General features: G+C 70.2%; 18 protein-coding genes. 10 read left to right on the forward strand and 8 right to left on the reverse strand.

Features of this window, described 5'->3' with window-relative positions; genetic code table 11:
* Window positions 1-6: 6 nt before the first annotated feature.
* From FY549_RS11675 to FY549_RS11690, 4 genes are all read right to left on the reverse strand, one after another.
* On the reverse strand, window positions 7-1,248 hold the full coding sequence (locus tag FY549_RS11675) for an MFS transporter (protein WP_149085170.1): 1,242 nt from the start codon (window positions 1,246-1,248) through the stop codon (window positions 7-9).
* The gene (locus FY549_RS11680; RefSeq protein WP_149085171.1) at window positions 1,248-1,796 is read right to left on the reverse strand and encodes a helix-turn-helix domain-containing protein; all 549 of its coding nucleotides are present in this window, start codon (window positions 1,794-1,796) and stop codon (window positions 1,248-1,250) included. The genes FY549_RS11675 and FY549_RS11680 overlap by 1 nt, the downstream gene beginning before the upstream one ends.
* Before the next feature lie 70 nt (window positions 1,797-1,866).
* Window positions 1,867-2,982: a DUF4349 domain-containing protein gene (locus FY549_RS11685; RefSeq protein WP_149085172.1), complete on the reverse strand. Its 1,116-nt coding sequence runs from the start codon at window positions 2,980-2,982 to the stop codon at window positions 1,867-1,869.
* Complete coding sequence (locus FY549_RS11690; protein ID WP_149085173.1) at window positions 2,979-3,536, reverse strand: RNA polymerase sigma factor; 558 nt, start codon at window positions 3,534-3,536, stop codon at window positions 2,979-2,981. The genes FY549_RS11685 and FY549_RS11690 overlap by 4 nt, the downstream gene beginning before the upstream one ends.
* Window positions 3,537-3,803: 267 nt before the next feature.
* Here FY549_RS11690 and FY549_RS11695 point away from each other — a divergent pair, with 267 nt between their 5' ends.
* Window positions 3,804-4,811 (forward strand): TerC/Alx family metal homeostasis membrane protein, encoded by a 1,008-nt coding sequence (locus tag FY549_RS11695; protein ID WP_149085174.1) that lies wholly within the window; start codon window positions 3,804-3,806, stop codon window positions 4,809-4,811.
* Window positions 4,812-4,828: 17 nt separating this feature from the next.
* On the opposite strand, the gene FY549_RS11700 is transcribed toward FY549_RS11695, so the two are convergent.
* The gene (locus tag FY549_RS11700; RefSeq protein WP_149085175.1) at window positions 4,829-6,142 is read right to left on the reverse strand and encodes an LLM class flavin-dependent oxidoreductase; all 1,314 of its coding nucleotides are present in this window, start codon (window positions 6,140-6,142) and stop codon (window positions 4,829-4,831) included.
* Complete coding sequence (locus FY549_RS11705; protein WP_149085176.1) at window positions 6,139-7,434, reverse strand: O-acetylhomoserine aminocarboxypropyltransferase/cysteine synthase family protein; 1,296 nt, start codon at window positions 7,432-7,434, stop codon at window positions 6,139-6,141. The genes FY549_RS11700 and FY549_RS11705 overlap by 4 nt, the downstream gene beginning before the upstream one ends.
* Window positions 7,435-7,621: 187 nt before the next feature.
* On the opposite strand from FY549_RS11705, the gene leuC reads away from it, so the two are divergent.
* The 6 genes from leuC (at window position 7,622) to FY549_RS11735 (ending at window position 13,982) form a co-directional block, all read left to right on the forward strand.
* On the forward strand, window positions 7,622-9,058 hold the full coding sequence (gene leuC, locus FY549_RS11710; RefSeq protein ID WP_149085177.1) for a 3-isopropylmalate dehydratase large subunit: 1,437 nt from the start codon (window positions 7,622-7,624) through the stop codon (window positions 9,056-9,058).
* Window positions 9,059-9,060: 2 nt separating this feature from the next.
* Window positions 9,061-9,681: a 3-isopropylmalate dehydratase small subunit gene (gene leuD / locus FY549_RS11715; RefSeq protein ID WP_149085178.1), complete on the forward strand. Its 621-nt coding sequence runs from the start codon at window positions 9,061-9,063 to the stop codon at window positions 9,679-9,681.
* 61 nt (window positions 9,682-9,742) lie between these two features.
* Window positions 9,743-11,110 carry a UDP-N-acetylglucosamine 1-carboxyvinyltransferase gene (gene murA / locus FY549_RS11720; RefSeq protein ID WP_149085179.1) on the forward strand — a complete coding sequence of 456 codons (1,368 nt, stop codon included), beginning with the start codon at window positions 9,743-9,745 and terminating at the stop codon, window positions 11,108-11,110.
* Between the two features lie 5 nt (window positions 11,111-11,115).
* On the forward strand, window positions 11,116-11,871 hold the full coding sequence (locus FY549_RS11725; protein WP_149085180.1) for a lysophospholipid acyltransferase family protein: 756 nt from the start codon (window positions 11,116-11,118) through the stop codon (window positions 11,869-11,871).
* Complete coding sequence (locus FY549_RS11730) at window positions 11,861-13,000, forward strand: NAD(P)H-dependent glycerol-3-phosphate dehydrogenase (protein WP_149085181.1); 1,140 nt, start codon at window positions 11,861-11,863, stop codon at window positions 12,998-13,000. The genes FY549_RS11725 and FY549_RS11730 overlap by 11 nt, the downstream gene beginning before the upstream one ends.
* A complete protein-coding gene (locus FY549_RS11735; RefSeq protein ID WP_149085182.1) occupies window positions 12,900-13,982 on the forward strand; it encodes a D-alanine--D-alanine ligase family protein in 1,083 nt (360 codons plus the stop codon). Before FY549_RS11730 ends, FY549_RS11735 begins: the two co-directional genes overlap by 101 nt.
* Window positions 13,983-14,006: 24 nt before the next feature.
* Here FY549_RS11735 and FY549_RS11740 read toward each other — a convergent pair whose 3' ends face one another.
* Window positions 14,007-14,489, reverse strand: coding sequence for a DUF3515 family protein (locus FY549_RS11740; RefSeq protein ID WP_149085183.1), 483 nt, complete (start codon window positions 14,487-14,489; stop codon window positions 14,007-14,009).
* Between the two features lie 23 nt (window positions 14,490-14,512).
* Between FY549_RS11740 and thiL the strand changes: the two genes are divergently transcribed.
* Complete coding sequence (gene thiL, locus FY549_RS11745) at window positions 14,513-15,508, forward strand: thiamine-phosphate kinase (RefSeq protein ID WP_149085184.1); 996 nt, start codon at window positions 14,513-14,515, stop codon at window positions 15,506-15,508.
* Here thiL and rsmD read toward each other — a convergent pair.
* The gene (gene rsmD / locus FY549_RS11750; protein ID WP_149085185.1) at window positions 15,478-16,092 is read right to left on the reverse strand and encodes a 16S rRNA (guanine(966)-N(2))-methyltransferase RsmD; all 615 of its coding nucleotides are present in this window, start codon (window positions 16,090-16,092) and stop codon (window positions 15,478-15,480) included. The two genes, thiL and rsmD, sit on opposite strands and share 31 nt — an antisense overlap.
* A gap of 60 nt (window positions 16,093-16,152) precedes the next feature.
* Between rsmD and FY549_RS11755 the strand changes: the two genes are divergently transcribed.
* On the forward strand, window positions 16,153-18,327 hold the full coding sequence (locus FY549_RS11755; protein WP_149085186.1) for an ATP-dependent DNA helicase RecG: 2,175 nt from the start codon (window positions 16,153-16,155) through the stop codon (window positions 18,325-18,327).
* Between the two features lie 31 nt (window positions 18,328-18,358).
* On the forward strand, window positions 18,359-18,856 hold the full coding sequence (gene coaD / locus FY549_RS11760; RefSeq protein WP_149085187.1) for a pantetheine-phosphate adenylyltransferase: 498 nt from the start codon (window positions 18,359-18,361) through the stop codon (window positions 18,854-18,856).
* The last annotated feature ends 69 nt before the right edge of the window (window positions 18,857-18,925 follow it).

Raw genomic sequence — 18,925 nt, forward strand, 5'->3', positions numbered from 1 at the left:
CGTCGCTCAATCGTCCGCACGCAGGGACATCGTCCGGAACGTGCGGGCGCAGAGGGGCGCGATCATGAGGGCCATCATCGCGCCTCCGGCCAGGGCGAACGGTACCCACAGGGGAGCGACGGAGGCGAGCGCGCCGAAGCCCGCCATCGCCAGGGGCATGAGGCAGTCATCACCGAGGCGGGTGAGAGAGCCCATCCGACCGAGGAATGCCGTGTCCACGGTCGCGGCGAAGGTCGCGCTCAGCAACACGGACGCATATCCCGCGGTGGCGCCGATGACCGCCGCGGCGACGCCCACGGTCCAGACGGGACCGAACCCGAGGGCGACGATGCCAGCTCCCTGGAGGAGGAGAGCACCGAACCCGTTCCGCGCCTCCCGCCGCGGCCGCCATCTCGCGACCACCGCGGCACCCCCTGCGGCGCCGAGACCGAGGAGGCTCTCGAAGAGACCGACGGCGGGAACGCCCCATCCTTCGGCGTGCGCACGCAGGGCCAGGCCGATGCCCACCGCCGGGCCGACCGCGAGGTTGAGGCCGGACAGCGCGATGACGAGCGTGCGCGTGGTCGGGTTCGCCGCCAGGTGGGAGAACGCGGCTCCGATGGCGCGGATCGACGACGTTCGGGCAGAGCGGGCGAGTCGGAAACGCGGGCGCAGCACGATCGCGAGGAATCCGACGAGGAGGGCGAACGTCACCGCGTTCGCCGCTGCGCTTCCCATCAGGCCCGCGTGCGCGACGAGCAGACCACCCAGCGCCGCACCGCCCATCGTGCCGAGACGGGACGCCGTCTGAGAGACCGCGGCGTATGCGGGGAGGTCGGCCGTCCGTACGAGTTGTCGGGCGATCGTGCCGGCCGAGGGCTCATAGAACGCGTCGCAGACCCCGAAGGCCACGGCGGCGGCCAGCAGAGCCGGGATGGTGGGCGGATGCCAGAGAACCCACAGCGAGACGCCGACGAGCACGCCGATACGGACGGCATTGCACACGATCATGACCCGTCGGGCGTCCGTGCGGTCCGCCAGGACGCCGCCGAAGAGCAGCACCACCGCGCGCGGGACGGTACCGGCGGCGACGACGAGTCCGGCGACGGCGGGAGAGGCGATCTGCACCGCCGTCCATGCCAGTCCGATCGTCCATACGGCATCGCCTGCGTCCGACAGCGCCTTCACCGCGATCCACACCTGCACCATCCGATCGCGCCGGAACGGAGGCGGGGGCGCCAGGGCGACGGGCTCGGTGAGCGCCGTCATCACGGCTCCGTGGGGAAGGCATGGGCGAAGAAGAAGACGGGAAGGCGCTCTTGACCGTCGTCCTCGTCGATCGAGGCCTGCCAGTCGCGCACGGCCCGAAGAACCCGGGTGGAGAGGTCATGCAGCTCCGCGGGCGTCGCCCAGGCGGTGGTCTCCGTGTTGGAGGCTTCGTAGTTCGCCACCGCGGGGTCTCCGCGGCGCCGATGCCAGCGCTGCAGTCGGTCGATCTGCATCCGGATACCCTGCCGCTGCGCCTCCCTTGCCAGGAGCGCAGCGGCGGGGGAGTCGGCGAAGTCGTCCACCGACCACGTCAGGCCGCGTCGCGCGATCCGCCACCAGCTCGTCCGCCGGTCGCCGGACGGGTCGGCGGCGCGCTCGACGACTCCGGCGCGCTCGAGCATTCGGAGGTGATGACTGACGCTCCCGACCTGGCAGTCCAGGGCGCGGGCGACGGCGGTCACCTGGGAGGTGCCGTACAGCAGCAGGTAGTCGAAGATGCGACGCCGCAACGGATGGTGCACGGCGGTGATCACGGAGATGTCTTCCACGCCCGAAGGTTATGCGGGGCTCGGCAACCGCACAAGAGTTCTTGTATACCGCGGAAAAACGGCGCTTCGGTCACATCTCCGCAGCGGGGGGCGTGGCCGATCCGGATGCCGGTGCCGTCCTCCGGTGTCGCCGCGTGCGGCGGACGACCCAGACGAGCAGCACGACGAGGGCCGCGACCGCGAGCCAGGGGAGCAGGAATCCGACGGCGATCACCAGCGCATTGAGCGAGACGACCAGCCCGTTCCATCCCGCGAGCAGACCGTCACCGAAGCCGGCGGGGTCTGCCGAGGCTGCTGTCCCCGCTCGCGTGAGCTCGACGGTGAGCGAGGAGAGCGCCACCTGGTCTTCGAGTGCGCTGAGCTGCTGTTCGTAGGACTCGAGCTGGGCCTGGCGGTCGGTGAGGGCGACCTCGGCCTCGATGAGATCGTCGACGGTCCCCGACTTCCCCAACAGCTCGGTGAGTCGCTGCACGGAGGCACGGGTCGATTCCACGCGGGCGCGGAGGTCGATCGCTGCCGACGTGACGTCCTGCTTCGTGATCGCGGACGAGAGCACCTCGCCGGTGTCGCCGAGGGCGTCGATCACCGCAGTCAGGTCATCGGCGGGGACGCGGATCGTGATCCAGCCGTATCCGGAGTCCGCGGGCACCCGTTCGGCGGGAGCATCCGTCGCTACTGCCTTGCCGACCTCGGTGCTCTCGACGTAGCCGTCGTGCTCGGCGGCGAGATCGCCGATGGCGGACGCGGCGTCGGAGATGTCGTCGACCTGCAGCGAAGCCTGAGCCGTGGCGACGATGTCGCGGGACTCCTCGGCGGACGACGCCGCCGCATCCGTACCGATGCTTCCGCCCGTGATCGGGAGCGGCGCGCTCTCGACGGACTGGTCGGGCGCACTCGACTCCGCCTCGCCGGTGGACCAGCCGCTCAGGCCGTCGGCCGTGGACACCGATGACCCTCCGCCTCCGACGGCACCGAGGATCGGTGGGGTGACGAGGACTCCGACGACGAAGGCCGCCGCGATACCGCCGGCGGTGAGCCACCGGCGTCGGCGCCTCCTGGCGCGCTCGGCACGCGGCGGTGCCGGCGGCCGCTCACCTTGAATCTCGGTGAACACCGCCTCCTCGATGCGGGCGACGGTCTCGTCCGACAGCGGTGGCAGGGTCTCCTGCGGGGTCAGGTCGTTCATGCGTCCCTCACTTCCTTGACGGCGCCACGCAGCTGCGTGCGCACGCGCGAGAGACGGTTCCGGACGACGGCGTGCGTCACACCGAGTTCATCGGCGGCGGCCTGGTAGGCATAGCCCTCGGACGCACACAGCCGGAAGATCTCCCGGTCGAGTTCGCTCAGGGTGCCGACCTCGGCGGCGATCCGTGCGGCGAGGTCGGCGGTGATCACCTGTTCCTCGACGCTGACGACGTCCGGGAGCTCCTCGTCTGCCGCAGCCGTGGTGTGGGCCTGGTCGCGGCGTCGCTGGCGCAGCCGATTCGCAGCCTGGAAGCGGCAGATCGTCGCGAGCCAGGGCAGGAGCGACTCTCCCTGCAGCTCCAGCCCCGGAAGCTTGCGCCACGCGACCACGAAGGTCTCCTGCGTGACGTCCTCCGCGTCGGCAGCGGATCCCAGGATCCCCTGGGCGATCCAGTACACCGGTCGCACGTGGGCGCGGTACAGCGCGCGGAAGGCACCCTGATCGCCGGCCGCCGCCTGGGCGGCCCATCGCTGGTCAGTCGTCTGCGCAGGCATCCTGGTTCCGTTCGGTGTCTCTCCCTCGAGAGTGTCGGCAGAGCCGTCATCGTCTCACCCCGACCATCGAATCCACAGCCGTGTCATGGATCCCGGTCCTGCGGGCGCCCGCCTCCGGTAGCATTGCCCCGGCGAGAGGGAGTATCCCGAATCCGCGCGTAACGTCATCACGAGCACCGACACCGCTGCTCCGGGCGCGCGCCGCACACGATGCGGGGGAGAGACTTTCGACGATCCCCGACCCCTCGCGAAAGGTGCACAGCGCCCGTGGACATCCCCGTCTGGTTCGAGATCACCTCCATGGTGGTCCTCTCGATCATCCTGATCGCCGACCTGCTCCTCATCCGGCTGCGCCCGCACATCCCCTCCACCAAGGAGTCCACGCTCTGGGTGGTGTTCTACGTGGGGCTCGCGCTGCTCTTCGCCGTCCTGCTGGGCAACGTCGGCGGCTGGCAGAACGCCGGGGACTTCATCACCGGGTGGGCGCTGGAGTACAGCCTCTCCGTCGACAACCTCTTCGTCTTCGTCCTGATCATGGTGCAGTTCGCGGTGCCGCGGCGCTTGCAGCAGCAGGTGCTCATGGTGGGCATCATCATCGCGCTGGTGCTGCGCGGGCTGTTCATCCTCGTCGGCGTGACGATCATCGAGAACTTCTCGCCGATCTTCTACCTCTTCGGTGCCTTCCTCGTCTACACGGCCATCCGTCAGGCGATGCCGGAGGGGGAGCACGAGGACGACGTCAAGCGGGAGAACTTCATCGTCCGCCTCCTCCGCCGGCGCATCGACATCAGCGAGACGTACGACGGCTCGAAGATCCGAACCACGGTCGACGGCAAGCGCATGTGGACGCCGATGATCATCGTGTTCATCACGATCGGCGTCACCGACCTCATCTTCGCGATCGACTCCATTCCCGCGATCTTCGAGATCACCACGAACGGCTTCCTCGTCTTCGCCGCGAACATCTTCGCCCTGATGGGGCTCCGCCAGCTCTACTTCCTGCTCGGCGACCTCCTGGACCGCCTCCGCTACCTGCACTACGGCATCGCGGTGATCCTCGGGTTCATCGGCATCAAGCTCATCCTGCATGCGCTGCACGTCAACGAGCTCCCCTTCATCAATGGCGGCGAGCACGTCGAGTGGGTGCCGGACATCGACAACATGGTGTCGCTCGGCGTGATCCTCGTGTCGATGACGGTCGCGACGATCGCGAGCCTCGTCGCCTCGTCACGGGAGAAGCGCGCGGAGAAGCGCTCCGTGCCGGCGGGGGACTGACGCCCGCGACCCGGACCTCAGAAGGCGCGCAGGTTCGCCTGCAGACCGCCGTCCGCGTACTCGCGGCGCAGAAGCCCTCGGCGGCGGAGGATCGGCACCAGCTCGTCGAGAGTGCGGTGCAGGGTGACCGGATGGAAGTCGCCCCAGAGCAGCACGCCGTCGTTGCCCCAGTCGCCGAGCTCTTCGACGAGGTCGGCGAACTCCTCGGCAGTGCCGACGAAGCCGGTGCGATCCCGCAATCGGCCCGTGCGGGCGAGGGCGGTCAGATGCGCGCGGAGCGGGGCGTCCTCCCCCCGATCACCGATCAGCCGCTGGATGCTGCCGCGGGAGACATGGGCTCCGAAGACCGACGGATCGAGGGGGCGGTCGAGGTCGAGGGCGGTGAGGTCCGTCTCCAGATCGCTCGACTGCTTCCGCGCGATCTGCGCGAGTGCGGCATCGTCCGGGTGCGCGGAGGCGGCCACGATCCGGTCGGCCTCCTCGGCGGACGCCGTGATCACGGGCTGGATCGCGAAGAGGACCTTGATGTCCTCGACGGCGCGTCCGCGGGCGATCGCGGCGTCGTGCACGCGCTGCCGGTACTCCCGCACCGACTTCTCGTGCAGCGGCGCGAGCGCCAGTTGCACGTCCGAGTTGGCCCCCGCGAACTCCAGGCCGCGCCCTGAGCCCCCGGGGGAGACGATGGCCGGCTCGCCCTCGGTGAAGGGAAGAGCGTTCAACGGCCCGTCGAAGGCGTAATGCGCGCCGCGATGCCGCACGGTGCGCATGCGGGTGCCGTCCGCGTAGACACCGGTGGCGGGATCGGCGACGAGAGCGCCGTCGTCCCAGCTGCGCCAGAGCGAGCGGATCCCGGCGAGCCACTCCTCGGCGCGATCGTATGCCTCGTCGTGACCGAGCTGCGGTGCGTCCGAGAAGTGCCGGGCGCTCCCGGTGTCGGTGACCACATTGAGGCCGAGCCGGTGCCCGCTGAGGTGCTGCAGGGTCGCGAATTGGCGGGCGGCCGTGTACGGCAACGACGCCGCGGGGTTCACGGTGGGCACGACCCCGAGGTGCCTCGTCGCCTGGAAGAGGTACGGCGCGAGCAGCAAGGGATCGTGCTTCGGGCCTCCGAACGCGTGACGCACGCGCAGATCGATCGTGTCCGGCGAGCCGAGCGAGGGACTGTCCTCGATGATCACGAGGTCGAAGCCGGCCTGCTCCAGGGTGCGAGCGGACTCTTGGTAGACCTCCGGCCGCGTCCAGTCGTAGTCCCAGTCGAGCGACGGGTATCCCCACCCCTGCGGACCGAACCCGCGGGCGAGGAACCAGCCGAAGTGCTGCGGGCGGCTCATGCCACCGTCTCCCGGACGCCTTCGAGCACGCGTGCCAGGTCGCCGATCAGGTCATCGACATCCTCGATGCCGATCGACAGGCGGAGGGTCCCGGGTGCGACTCCGAGAACCCGGCGCTCCTCGTCGGTGCGCTGTGCGTGGCTGGTCGTGCCGGGGTGCAGCACGAGCGACCGCACGTCGCCGATATGTGTCATGTGTGTGAAGACCGACACCTCCTCCACGAAGCGACGCGCCGCGGCGAGGCCGCCGCGCAGCGTGAAGGTGAAGATCGAGCCGAAGCCGCCCCGGAGGTAACGCACTGCGGTCTCGTGATGAGGGTGCGATGGCAGACCGACGTAGTCGACGCTCTCCACGGCATCGTGCGCAGCGAGCCAGCGCGCGATGACCAGAGCGTTCTGCGACTGGCGCTCGACACGCAGACCGAGTGTCTCGGTGCCCTGGCCGATCAGGAAGGCGTTGAGGGGCGAGGGGGAGGCGCCGAACCGCGGCGCGACCGACTCCCTGGCGTACCCGATGCGTGCGCGGCCGCCGTGGCGGGCGAAGACACTCGGTGCCCCGCCGCGTCCCGGCAGCACGAGGTGCGGGGCGTTGTGCCCGGCGCGGTCCGCATCGAAGCGCCCGTCGTCGATCACCACGCCGCCGAGAACGGCACCCTGGCCGGCGAGGAACTTCGACGCCGAGTGCACCACGATGGCCGCGCCGTGCTCCAGCGGCCGGAGGAGGGCCGGGGTGGCCAGGGTGTTGTCGACGATCAAGGGGACGGCGACCTCGTCCGCCACGGCGCTCACCGCGGCCACGTCGAGCACGTCGTTGCGCGCGTTCGCGAGCGACTCCGCGAAAAGCGCCCTGGTCGTGGGACGGATGGCGTCGCGCCAGGCGTCCGGGTCCGCGATGTCGTCGACGAACGTCGTCTCGATGCCGAGGCGGGCCAGGTTGTCCAGGAACAGCCCGCGGGTGCCTTCGTAGATGTGCGTCGAGGAGACGATATGGTCGCCGGCTCCCACGACCGAGAGCAGCGCGGTCGTCACGGCCGCCTGTCCGCTGGCGACCAGCACCGCGTCCGCCCCGGACTCGAGGCTCGCGAGCTGCCGCTCGACGGCGTGCACCGTGGGGTTGCCGGTGCGGGTGTATCCGAACCCGGATCCGGTGCCGAAGTGGTCCGCGGCATGTTCGAAGTCGTCGAACTCGAATCCGGCCGTCAGGTAGATCGGTGTCACGCGGGAGGCGGCTGCGGCCCGGCCTCTCGCGGCGTGGACGGCGCGGGTGGCGAAACGAGCGGTGTCGACGGTCATGCGGGGCCTCTCGGTCGGTCGGGTGAGCAACAGAGTGTCACGGCGTGTCTCGGCGTGTCCGAGCGGTGGTAACCTGACGTCATGCGGACCGTGCTCCTTCTTAGCGGCCGCGGCGAGACCTCGATCTGAGCCCCTCCTCGTCGCGGAGTCCATCGTGGGCCGAACCGCCATCCACAGGAGACACGCCATGACCACCACCGCCGGTGCGGATTCCGCACGCCCCAGGACGCTCGCCGAGAAGGTCTGGGACGACCACCTCGTCGTCAAGGGTGAGGACGGCCAGCCCGACCTCATCTACATCGACCTTCACCTCGTGCACGAGGTCACCAGCCCGCAAGCCTTCGACGGCCTTCGCAGCGAGGGTCGCCCGCTCCGCCGGCTCGACCTGACCATCGCCACGGAGGACCACAACACGCCGACGTGGGAGATCGACAAGCCGATCGCCGACCTGACCAGCCGGACGCAGATCGAGACGCTGCGCCGCAACGCCGCCGAGTTCGGTGTGCGACTGCACTCGCTGGGCGACGCGGAACAGGGCATCGTGCACGTCGTCGGCCCACAGCTCGGCCTCACGATGCCGGGCATCACCGTGGTCTGCGGCGATTCGCACACGTCGACGCACGGCGCGTTCGGCGCGATGGCGTTCGGCATCGGGACCAGCGAGGTCGAGCACGTCATGGCGACCCAGACCCTGCCGCTGAAGCCGTTCAAGACGATGGCCATCAACGTCGAGGGCACGCTGCGGCCCGGCGTCACCGCGAAGGACATCATCCTCGCCGTGATCGCGAAGATCGGGACCGGCGGCGGCCAGGGCTACGTCCTCGAATACCGCGGCAGCGCGATCCGCGCGCTCTCCATGGAGGGCCGGATGACGATCTGCAACATGTCGATCGAGGCGGGCGCCCGTGCCGGCATGGTCGCCCCTGACGAGACGACGTTCGCCTACCTCGAGGGACGTCCGCACGCCCCGAAGGGACAGGACTGGGACGACGCGGTCGCCTACTGGCGCACGCTGCCGACGGACGAGGGGGCCGTCTTCGACGCCGAGGTCTTCATCGACGCCGACGAGCTGGAGCCGTTCGTGACGTGGGGGACGAACCCCGGACAGGGGAGCTCGCTCTCCGCCGCGGTGCCGGATCCCGCGCAGATCGCCGACCCGAATGAGCGGGCCGCGGCGGAGCGGGCGCTGGAGTACATGGATCTGACGCCCGGCACTCCGTTGAAGGAGGTGCCCGTCGACGCGGTCTTCATGGGTTCGTGCACGAACAGCCGCATCGAAGACCTCCGGGCGTTCGCGTCCATCATCCAGGGCAAGAAGAAGGCTGACGGCGTGCGGGTCATGGTGGTCCCGGGTTCCGCGCGTGTGCGCCTGGAGGCCGAAGCCGAGGGACTCGACCAAGTCATCAAGGACTTCGGGGCGGAGTGGCGCTTCGCCGGCTGCTCCATGTGCCTCGGCATGAACCCCGACCAGCTCGCTCCCGGGGAGCGCTGCGCATCGACGTCGAACCGCAACTTCGAAGGGCGCCAGGGCAAGGGCGGACGCACGCACCTCGTGTCGCCGCTCGTCGCGGCGGCGACGGCCATCCGCGGCACCCTGTCCAGCCCGAGCGACCTGGAGGCCTGACCATGGAGAAGTTCACCACCCACACGGGCATCGCCGCGCCGCTCAAGCGGTCGAACGTCGACACCGACCAGATCATCCCCGCGGTGTTCCTCAAACGCGTCACCAAGACCGGCTTCGAGGACGCGCTGTTCCACGGCTGGCGGCAGGACCCCGACTTCGTGCTCAACCGGGCGCCGTATCAGGGGGCGTCCGTCCTCGTCGCCGGACCGGACTTCGGTACCGGCTCCAGTCGCGAGCACGCCGTCTGGGCTCTCCGCGACTTCGGCTTCAAGGTCGTGCTCAGCCCGCGGTTCGCCGATATCTTCCGCGGGAACGCCGGCAAGCAGGGGCTTCTCGCCGCGACGATCGCGGAAGAGGACCTCGAGCGCTTCTGGGCGATGCTGGACGCCGATCCCGGAGCGCGGATGACGGTCGACCTCGAGGCACGGACCGCCTCCATCGGCGACCCGAGCGGTGCCGCGGAGGCTGGCTTCCAGGCCGACATCGGGATCGACGATTACACTAGATGGCGGCTCCTCGAAGGGCTCGACGACATCGGGCTCACGCTGCGCAACGAAGACAAGATCGCGCAGTTCGAGGCCCGTCGCGAGTCGTGGCGGCCGCGGACCCTCCCCGTCCAGTGAGACGGAGGGGGCGGGGGAGCCAGGGGTAACCCCGCCCCCGATGAATGAAGTGAGGCCCCGAATGACGACACCCGTGCGCGACGCTCTCTCCGATGACGTCCCCGCGCTGACCGGAGACGTCCTCGCGATCCGCGGAGGCCGTCCGCTGCGCGGACGCGTCGATGTGAAGGGCGCGAAGAACCTCGCCACCAAGGCGATGGTCGCGTCCCTGCTCGGGGAGACCACGAGCGTCCTGCGCGACGTGCCGGCGATCAGCGATGTCGCCGTCGTGCGGTCGCTTCTCGAGGTGCACGGCGTCCGCGTGTCGGAGGGCGACGAGCCCGGCTCCCTGGTGTTCGACCCCAGCGACGTCGAGTCGGCCCACTTCGAGGAGATCGACGCCCACGCGGGCGCCTCCCGGATCCCGATCCTCTTCTGCGGCCCGCTGCTGCACCGCCTCGGGCAGGCGTTCATCCCCGACCTCGGCGGGTGCCGGATCGGCGACCGGCCGATCGACTTCCACCTGGACGCGCTGCGCAAGTTCGGCGCGATCGTCGAGAAGCTCCCCAGCGGCATCCGTCTCTCGACAGGCGGCACCCGTCTGCACGGCGCGAACATCCACCTGCCGTACCCGAGCGTCGGCGCCACGGAGCAGGTGCTCCTGACGGCGGTGCGCGCTGAGGGCATCACGGAGCTGCGCAACGCCGCGATCGAGCCCGAGATCATGGACCTCATCGCCGTCCTGCAGAAGATGGGCGCGATCATCTCCTACGAGCCGAACCGCGTCATCCTCATCGAGGGCGTCGACAAGCTGCGCGGCTACGACCACCGGTCGATCTTCGACCGCAACGAGGCGGCCTCGTGGGCCTCCGCTGCTCTGGCCACGGACGGCGAGATCTTCGTCGGCGGCGCCAAGCAGCAGGAGATGCTCACGTTCCTCAACGTCTTCCGCAAGGCGGGTGGCTGGTTCGACATCCAGGAGGACGGCATCCTCTTCCGCCGCGACGGCGACATCAAGCCGGTCGTCATCGAGACCGACGTGCATCCCGGATTCATGACCGACTGGCAGCAGCCCCTCGTGGTCGCCCTGACGCAGGCTCACGGTCGGTCGGTCGTCCACGAAACCGTGTACGAGAACCGCATGGGCTTCACCGAGGCGCTGGTCAAGATGGGCGCCGACATCGTCGTTCACCCGCGGGGACTGCAGGACGGACCTCGACGGGTTCCACGCCGCGACCTCGAGCAGGCCGCCGTCATCACCGGCCCGACGCCCCTCCATGGAGCCGACATCGTCGTTCCCGACCTGCGCGGCGGGTACAGCCACGTGATCGCGGCGCTGACGGCGACCGGCGAATCGAAGGTGTCCGGTGTCGACATCCTCAGCCGCGGCTACGAGAAGTTCCTCGCCAAGCTCGACGCGCTCGGCGCTGACTTCGACGTCCTCCGGTGAGCCCGATGGCTTCCCGGTCTCCGGAGAAGACGCGGCCGAGCGTGTTCTGGCCGCTCGCGGCCATCGTCGTCCCGCTGGTGTCGCTGATCGCGAAGGTCCGCATCATCGGTGCGGAGAAGCTGCCGCGCGAGGGCGCGTTCGTCCTGGCACCGAATCACTACTCGGAGTTCGATCCCCTGATCGTCGCCTTGGCGGTCTGGCGGATCGGGCGCGCTCCGCGGTTCATGGCCAAGGAGAGCCTGTTCCGGGTGCCGGTGCTCGGGTGGTTCCTGCGCAAGACCGGCATGATCCCGGTCGCGCGGACCTCCTCGGCGTCCTCCGCAAAGCAGACGATGGCCCAGTCGGCGGCTCTCGTGGAACACGGTCGCGGAGTGATCGTGTATCCGGAGGGCACGCTGACCCGAGACCCCGACATGTGGCCGATGCGCGGCAAGTCGGGCGCGGTGCGGCTCGCGCTCGCCGACGGCATCCCGCTCATCCCGATGGCGCAGTGGGGGACCCAGGCGATCATGGGCCGCTATCAGAAGGGGCTGAGCCTCTGGCCGCTCCGGAAGCCTGTCACCGTCATCGTCGGCGACCCCGTCGACGTCTCCGACCTCCGCGACCGCGCGGGGGAGCCGGCGGCGCTGACGGAGGCCACCAACCGCCTCATGAATGCGATCACCGGGCTGCTGGAGCAGGTGCGCGGTGAGAAGGCCCCCGCGGAGCGCTGGAACCCGGCGAGCCACGGACAGAAGGAGACCGGACGCCTTGACCCCTAAGAGAACCGCGCCGGCCGGACCCCGCGTCGCCGTGATCGGCGCCGGCAGCTGGGGAACCACGTTCGGCAAGATCCTCGCCGACGGAGGCGCCCAGGTCACGATGTGGGCCCGGCGCGCGGAGCTGGCTCACGAGATCGACGAAGCCAAACGCAATTCCCGTTACCTGCCCGGTATCAACCTGCCGCGCACCATGGCGGCGACGCACGAGCTCGCAACGGCGCTCGACGGCGTGGACCAGGTCTACCTTTCGGTACCGAGCCAGTCTCTGCGCGAGAATCTCAAGGCGCTGCGCCCGCTCATCGCCACCGGCGATGCGCGGATCGTCAGCCTCATGAAGGGTGTCGAGCGCGGCACCGGGCTGCGCATGAGCCAGGTGATCCAGCAGGAGCTGCAGTGCGATCCCGACCGGGTCGCCGTGGCCTCCGGGCCCAACCTCGCGCTGGAGATCGCCCGCGAGCAGCCGACGGCGGCGGTCATCTCGTCGCGCAGCCAGGAGACCGCGGACGTCGTCGCCCGGGCGGCACGCAACTCTTACTTCCGCACGTTCGTGAACACCGACGTCATCGGGACGGAGTTCGGCGGGGTGCTGAAGAACCTCATCGCCGTCGCCATCGGCATCGTCGACGGCGTCGGCTACGGCGAGAACACCAAGGCCTCGATCATCACCCGAGGCCTGGTCGAGATGACCGACTTCGCGGTCGCGAACGGTGCGCAGCCGGAGACTCTGCAGGGACTGGCCGGGCTCGGCGACCTCATCGCGACCTGCCAGTCGCCGCTGAGTCGCAACAACACGGCCGGGCGGCTCCTCGGGCAGGGGTACAGCTTCCAGGACGTCGTGAAGCAGATGCAGCAGACGGCGGAAGGCCTGGCCTCCGTCGCTCCCGTGCTGCAGCTCGCGCGAGAGGCCGATGTGCACATGCCCATCGTGGAGCAGGTGAAGATGGTGCTCGACGGCAAGATGGACCCCCGGGACATCGCCCCGCACCTCACGACGGACGACGACACCCCGCAGGGGGAGAGGACCAACCATGGACAAGCAGACGGTGGTGGTGCTCTTCGGAGGGCGCTCCAGCGAGCATTCGATCAGTTCCGCAACGGCGGGGGGAGTGCTGGGCGCGATCGATCGTGACCGGTATGCCGTGATCCCGGTCGGGATCACCCGCGAAGGCGCCTTCGTCCTGGAGGACGACGACCCGGCGAAGTTCCCGTTGGACGCCGCGCATCTGCCGGAAGTCCTGGACAACGGCACCCGGGTGCTCTGGCCTGAGCCCGGCGCTGACCGGACGCTGCGGGTCGTCCGGCCGGGTGGCGAGACCGAAGGCCTCGGTGAGATCGATGTGGTCCTCCCGATCCTGCACGGACCCCACGGTGAGGACGGGACGATCCAGGGCTTCTTCGACACGCTCGAGATCCCGTACGCCGGCGGCAGTGTGCTCGACTCGGCGCTGTGCATGGACAAGCACTTCATGAAGATCGCGCTCCAGGCGGCCGGCATCGCGGTGGCCCCGGGCATGACCGTGCGGCGCCGGGACTGGGATGCCGATCCCGTGGAGATCCGACGGCGCGCCACCGAGCTGGGCATCCCCGTCTTCGTCAAGCCCGCCCGCGCCGGCTCCAGCGTCGGCGTCTCGAAGGTGACGGCGTCGGAGGAGCTCGACGCGGCCCTCGCTGTCGCCTTCGCTGAAGACGACAAGGTCCTCATCGAGACCGGTGTGACCGGGCGGGAGATCGAGGTCGCCGTCCTGGAGACAGCCGATGGCGTCCGTGCGTCCCTGCCGGGGGAGATCGTGCTGACCGATCGCGGCTTCTACGACTTCGAGGGCAAGTACCTCGGCGGCGACGGCGTCGACGTGGTGTGCCCGGCAGAGCTGACCGACACCGAGGTGGCAGCCATCCAGGAAGCCGGCGTCCGGGCGTTCCATGCGGTGGAAGGTCGTGGCCTCGCCCGGGTGGACATGTTCCTCACCCCGGACGGAGAGCTCGTCGTCAACGAGCTCAACACCATGCCCGGCTTCACGCCCATCTCGATGTTCCCGAAGTGCTGGGTGGCCTCGGGGCTGAGCTACGGCGACCTCATCACCGAACTGATCGAGGCCGGTCTGCGCCGCTGACGCCGTGGTGTTTCCCGCGGGCGATCAGCTCGCGGGGAACTCGACGCGGTCCGTGCACTGCGCGGTGGCAGGTGCGAGTCCAGATTGGATGCTCGACGAGAGGCTGTCGACGATGGACTGGAAATCGACCTGCTCGCCACGACGGATGATGACCTCGATGGCCGGCTCGCGACCGTAGGTGACCAGGCGCTGCCGCTCCTCCTCCTGCTCCAGCACGAGCCAGTCGACGCCTCCGAGAGTCGTGCATACGAGATCGGAAGGGGCGGGAGGCTCCACCCCGCAGCGGAGGACCACGGTGGGGTCGCCCCAGGCGCCGGTGGCCTGGGCGTCGGTCCACACGCGCTCGTAGCCGCCGACGCTGTCCGGCAGCAGCACGGACACGTTGGCGCAGGCGGGGTCGTTGGCGTCGTCCGCGGGCTCGAGGTGCACGGTCGTAGAGCATCCGGCGAGTCCGGCGGCGAGGGTGATCGCCCCCGCGACGGCAGTGAGGCGGCGGGAACGAAGCATGCATCCAGGCTACCTTTGACGACATGCCCTCCCGACCCGCCTCCGACGATCCGCTCCTGGGAGATCTCTCGGAGGGTCGCATCCTCCGCGCCATCCTCCAGAGGACCCCGCCCGGCGCGCACACGCTTCTCGGCCCGGGTGACGACGCCGCGGTCGTCGCGGCCCCGTCGGGCTCCGTGGTCGCCACGACGGACACGCTCGTCCACGGACCTGACTTCCGACTCGCCTGGACCAGCGGCTACGACCTGGGCTGGAAGGCCGCGGCCGTGAACCTCGCCGACATCGCGGCGATGGGCGCGCGTCCCACGGCGCTGCTGGTGGCGCTGGCCGTGCCGCGAGACCTCCGGTTGTCGTTCGTGGAGACCCTGGCGGATGGCTTCCGTGCCGCCTGTGCGTCGCTGGCTCCCGGCTGCGCGGTCGTGGGCGGTGACCTCACGGTGTCCGATGTGCTCACGGTCGCCGTGACGGCTCTGGGCGATCTCGATGGCCGTCCGCCGGTGACGAGGGCGGGAGCGCGGCCTGGCGATGTCATCGCCGTGGCGGGGGAGCTGGGTCATGCCGCGCACGGACTGGCGGTGCTGTTCGGGCGCTTCCGGGACGGCGAAACTCCGGTGCCGGTCGATGCCGGTGCCCTCGGACCGGGGGAGAGCGCCGCAGTGGCGGCACAGCTGCGGCCGTCGCCGCCCATCGGTCTCGGCGTCGTCGCCGCCGCTGCCGGAGCGACCGCGATGATGGACGTCTCGGACGGCCTCGCACTCGACGCGCGCCGTCTCGCAGAGGCCTCCGGTGTCACTCTCGCGCTGGATGGTGCAGCGCTCGGCGGGGCACCGCAGCGGGCACTCGCGGGCGGCGAGGACCACGCTCTGCTCGCGACCTTCCCGGACGGCGTGCTCCCGCCGGGATTCCGCGCGATCGGCGTCGTGCGCTCCCGCGGCGAGGAGGACCTGCTCTGCGACGACCGTCCGGTGGACGTCAGCGGCTGGGACCCCTACCGGGACTGGGACTCCGTCTCCGGCTGAACGTCCGCGACAGCGGCGTCCTCGTGGTCCGGTTCCGCCCACCAAAGGGTGGTGTCGCCGTAGGTCTTCTCCCGGAACGCCCGGAGCCCGGCCGCGGCGAAGTCGGGGGCGGCCGAGCGTCGGGCGCGCTCGACGACCACGACCGCGTCGTCGCCGAGCAGGGGAGAGAGGGCGGCGAGGTCGCCGTTCATCGCCTCGTCGTCGAGGTCGTACGGCGGATCCGTGAACACGAGGTCGTACGGCCCGGACGCCCGGCCGAGGAACGCCCGGACGGTCGCCTCCTGCACCCGCGCGGGGGCTGCGCCGGACGCTTTGGCCACGGCCGCCACGTTGCGTCGCACGACGGCGGCCGCCTGCCGACCGCGTTCGACGAGGTCCGCACTGCGGGCACCACGACTCAGCGCCTCGAGCCCGAGCGCGCCCGAGCCGGCGTAGAGGTCGAGCACCCGGGCGTCTGCGATCGCATTGAGCGATTCGAGGGTGCCGAAGAGCGACTCGCGCACGCGGTCACTCGTCGGTCGGGTCCCCGCGCCAGGGAAGTCGAGCCGGGTGCCGCGTGCCGTTCCGGCGATGATCCTCGTCACCCGTTCACGATACGACAGGCCGCGGGCGGTCGTGTCCGTGCGGGTCCCTAGACTCGGAGCATGTCGCTCACGCTCGAATCCTCGCTGGAGGAGGCCCTCGGTGCGGCGTCGGCCAAGACGCTCGACCGCGCCTTCGGCATGAAGACCGTCGGCGACCTGCTCGCGCACTATCCGCGCCGGTATGCCGATCCGGGGGAGCTCACCCCCATCCGCGATCTCCCCATCGGCGAGACCGTGACCATCGTGGCCGAGGTCCTGTCGTCGAGCTACCGCCGCATGCGAAATCGACCCGGCGCCATGGTCGATGTCGTGATCGGAGACGGCGTCGGTCGCATGTCGCTCACGTTCTTCGCCAAGAACGTCGGGGCGGCGGAGTGGCGTTCCAAGGATCTGGCGGTCGGCCGCCGCGGTGTCTTCTCCGGCAAGGTCGGCGAGTTCAACGGGATGACGCAGTTCGCCCATCCGGAGTACGAGCTGTTCGATGACGAGGATGCCGCGCGACGGCGCGCCGATGCCAGGGCGGCCGTTCCGATCCCGATCTACCCGGCGACTTCCGCGATCCAGACCTGGCAGATCGCCCGGCTCGTCGGGCGAGTGCTCGACGACCTCCCTTCCGTCCCGGACCCGCTGACCGCGGAGATCCGCGCGCGCGAGGAGCTCCTGGCGGCACGGGAGGCGCTGGAGGCGATCCACCGTCCCCGTTCCCGCAACGACATCGACCCCGCGGTGCGCACCCTGCGGATGCACGAGGCGCTGACCCTGCAGACCGCTCTGCTGCAGCAGCGGGATGCGGTGCGGGCACTGGCGGCCACTTCACGACCCGCGTCCCCGGGCGGGCTCCTGGAGCGCTTCGACGCCGCCCTGCCCTATACGCTCACCCCGGACCAGCAGGCCGTCGGCGCACAGATCGCGGACGACCTCGTCGGCTCCTGGCCGATGAACCGACTCGTGCAGGGTGAGGTGGGTTCGGGGAAGACTCTCGTCGCGCTGCGGGCCATGCTGCAGGTCGCGGAGAGCGGGGGACAGGCAGCCCTGATCGCCCCGACCGAGGTTCTCGCGGGGCAGCACCTCCGCTCGATCACCAAGATGCTCGGCCCCGAGCTCGCCCCGCTGTTGATGCCGACGCTGCTCACCGGGCAGATGCCGGCGGCCGATCGCCGCAAGGCCGCGTTGCGCGTCGCGTCGGGGCAGGCGCTGATCGTGGTCGGCACCCACGCGCTCCTCGGGGAGAAGACGACCTTCGCCGATCTCGGTCTGGTCGTGGTCGACGAGCAGCACCGGTTCGGCGTCGAGCAGCGCGAGGCCCTCCGCGCGAAGGGATCAAGCCCGCACGCACTCGTCCTCACGGCGACGCCCATCCCGCGGACGGTCGCGATGACGGTCTTCGGAGACCTCGACACCTCGGTCATCCGCACGATGCCCGCCGGTCGCGCCGGCATCGAGTCCTACGTCGCGCCCTTGGCGGAGCACCCCGGCTGGTTCAACCGCGTGTGGGAACGAGCGGCGGAGGAGATCGCGCAGGGCCGCCAGGTGTTCGCGGTGTGCGCGGCGATCGACACCGCGGCGAAGACGGCCGAGGCGGGGGAGCAAGCGTTGCTCGCCCCCGAGGGCGGCAAAGGACCGCGGTGGGGAGTCGTCCAGCTCGACGAGGCGCTCGCCACACATCCGACCCTCGGCGGGCTCCGGCGGGCGGTGCTCCACGGCAAAATGCCGTCCGAGGAGAAGGACGCCGTCATGCAGGCCTTCGCGCGGGGGGAGATCGACCTCCTGCTCGCGACGACGGTGATCGAGGTGGGCGTGGACGTCCCCAACGCCTCGACGATGATCGTGCTCGACGCCGACCGCTTCGGAGTGTCCCAGCTGCATCAGCTTCGCGGTCGGGTGGGCCGAGGCGGTGTCCCTGGACTATGCCTGCTGGTCACCGAGGCCGAGGCCGGATCGGTGTCCCGCGAGCGCGTCGATGCCGTCGCCGCGACACTCGACGGCTTCGCGCTGGCCGAGGTCGACCTCGAACTCCGTGGCGAAGGGGACGTGCTCGGCGCGGCACAGGCCGGGGTGCGGTCGTCCCTCAAGCTGCTGCGTGTCGTCAAGGACGCGGGCCTCATCACCCGGGCTCGCGAGCTCGCCGAGGACATCCTGTCCACCGACCCCGACCTGGCGGCGCATCCCGGGCTCCGGGAGGCCATCGGCCGGCGCGTCACAGACGAGGACCGCGCGGCCCTCGCGAAGAACTGACCGCCTTTCCCGGTGCCCTAGGCTGGATTCCATGAGCAGCCGGATCGCCGTCGTCCCGGGTTCCTTCGATCCGCCGACCCTGGGTCACCTCGACGTGATCCGGCGCGCGGCGGCCCTGTACGACGAGTTGCACGTGCTCGTCGTACACAACCCCGGCAAAGAGGCGATGCTGCCGATCGCGCAGCGACTCGCCCTTCTGGAGCGGTCGATCGCCGAGGACGGCATGGCGGGAAACATCATCATCGGGTCGTGGAGCATGGGACTTCTCGTCGACTACGCGCGCGATGTGAACGCCGGCGTGCTCGTGAAGGGGATCCGCTCGCAGGTCGACGTGGCCTACGAGTCGCCGATGGCGATCGTCAACCGGCACCTCGCCGACATCGAGACGGTGTTCCTGCTCCCGGACCCGGCGCACGCGATGGTCTCGAGCTCGCTCGTGCGTCAGGTCGCGGGCCTCGGCGGGGATGTCTCGCCGTTCGTGCCGCCGGCCGTCGCCTCCTTCCTCGACACCGGCGCCCGCGGGATCTGATCGCCTCCCGTTCCCGCACTCTCCCGGCCCTCCTCGCCGAGGACCCGGGTAGCATGGCGGGGTGCGTTC

This window comes from Microbacterium sp. 1S1, from assembly GCF_008271365.1.
Classification (GTDB): Bacteria; Actinomycetota; Actinomycetes; order Actinomycetales; family Microbacteriaceae; genus Microbacterium.

What these genes read in the sequence shown, in the direction of transcription:
- leuC (WP_149085177.1), top strand. Translation starts at nt 7,622, where the DNA reads ATGACCACCACCGCCGGTGCGGATTCCGCACGCCCCAGGACGCTCGCC.
- FY549_RS11755 (WP_149085186.1), top strand. Translation starts at nt 16,153, where the DNA reads ATGTCGCTCACGCTCGAATCCTCGCTGGAGGAGGCCCTCGGTGCGGCG.
- FY549_RS11740 (WP_149085183.1), bottom strand. Translation starts at nt 14,489, where the DNA reads ATGCTTCGTTCCCGCCGCCTCACTGCCGTCGCGGGGGCGATCACCCTC.
- FY549_RS11675 (WP_149085170.1), bottom strand. Translation starts at nt 1,248, where the DNA reads ATGACGGCGCTCACCGAGCCCGTCGCCCTGGCGCCCCCGCCTCCGTTC.
- murA (WP_149085179.1), top strand. Translation starts at nt 9,743, where the DNA reads ATGACGACACCCGTGCGCGACGCTCTCTCCGATGACGTCCCCGCGCTG.
- FY549_RS11700 (WP_149085175.1), bottom strand. Translation starts at nt 6,142, where the DNA reads ATGAGCCGCCCGCAGCACTTCGGCTGGTTCCTCGCCCGCGGGTTCGGT.
- leuD (WP_149085178.1), top strand. Translation starts at nt 9,061, where the DNA reads ATGGAGAAGTTCACCACCCACACGGGCATCGCCGCGCCGCTCAAGCGG.
- FY549_RS11705 (WP_149085176.1), bottom strand. Translation starts at nt 7,434, where the DNA reads ATGACCGTCGACACCGCTCGTTTCGCCACCCGCGCCGTCCACGCCGCG.
- FY549_RS11690 (WP_149085173.1), bottom strand. Translation starts at nt 3,536, where the DNA reads ATGCCTGCGCAGACGACTGACCAGCGATGGGCCGCCCAGGCGGCGGCC.
- thiL (WP_149085184.1), top strand. Translation starts at nt 14,513, where the DNA reads ATGCCCTCCCGACCCGCCTCCGACGATCCGCTCCTGGGAGATCTCTCG.
- FY549_RS11685 (WP_149085172.1), bottom strand. Translation starts at nt 2,982, where the DNA reads ATGAACGACCTGACCCCGCAGGAGACCCTGCCACCGCTGTCGGACGAG.
- FY549_RS11725 (WP_149085180.1), top strand. Translation starts at nt 11,116, where the DNA reads ATGGCTTCCCGGTCTCCGGAGAAGACGCGGCCGAGCGTGTTCTGGCCG.
- FY549_RS11735 (WP_149085182.1), top strand. Translation starts at nt 12,900, where the DNA reads ATGGACAAGCAGACGGTGGTGGTGCTCTTCGGAGGGCGCTCCAGCGAG.
- coaD (WP_149085187.1), top strand. Translation starts at nt 18,359, where the DNA reads ATGAGCAGCCGGATCGCCGTCGTCCCGGGTTCCTTCGATCCGCCGACC.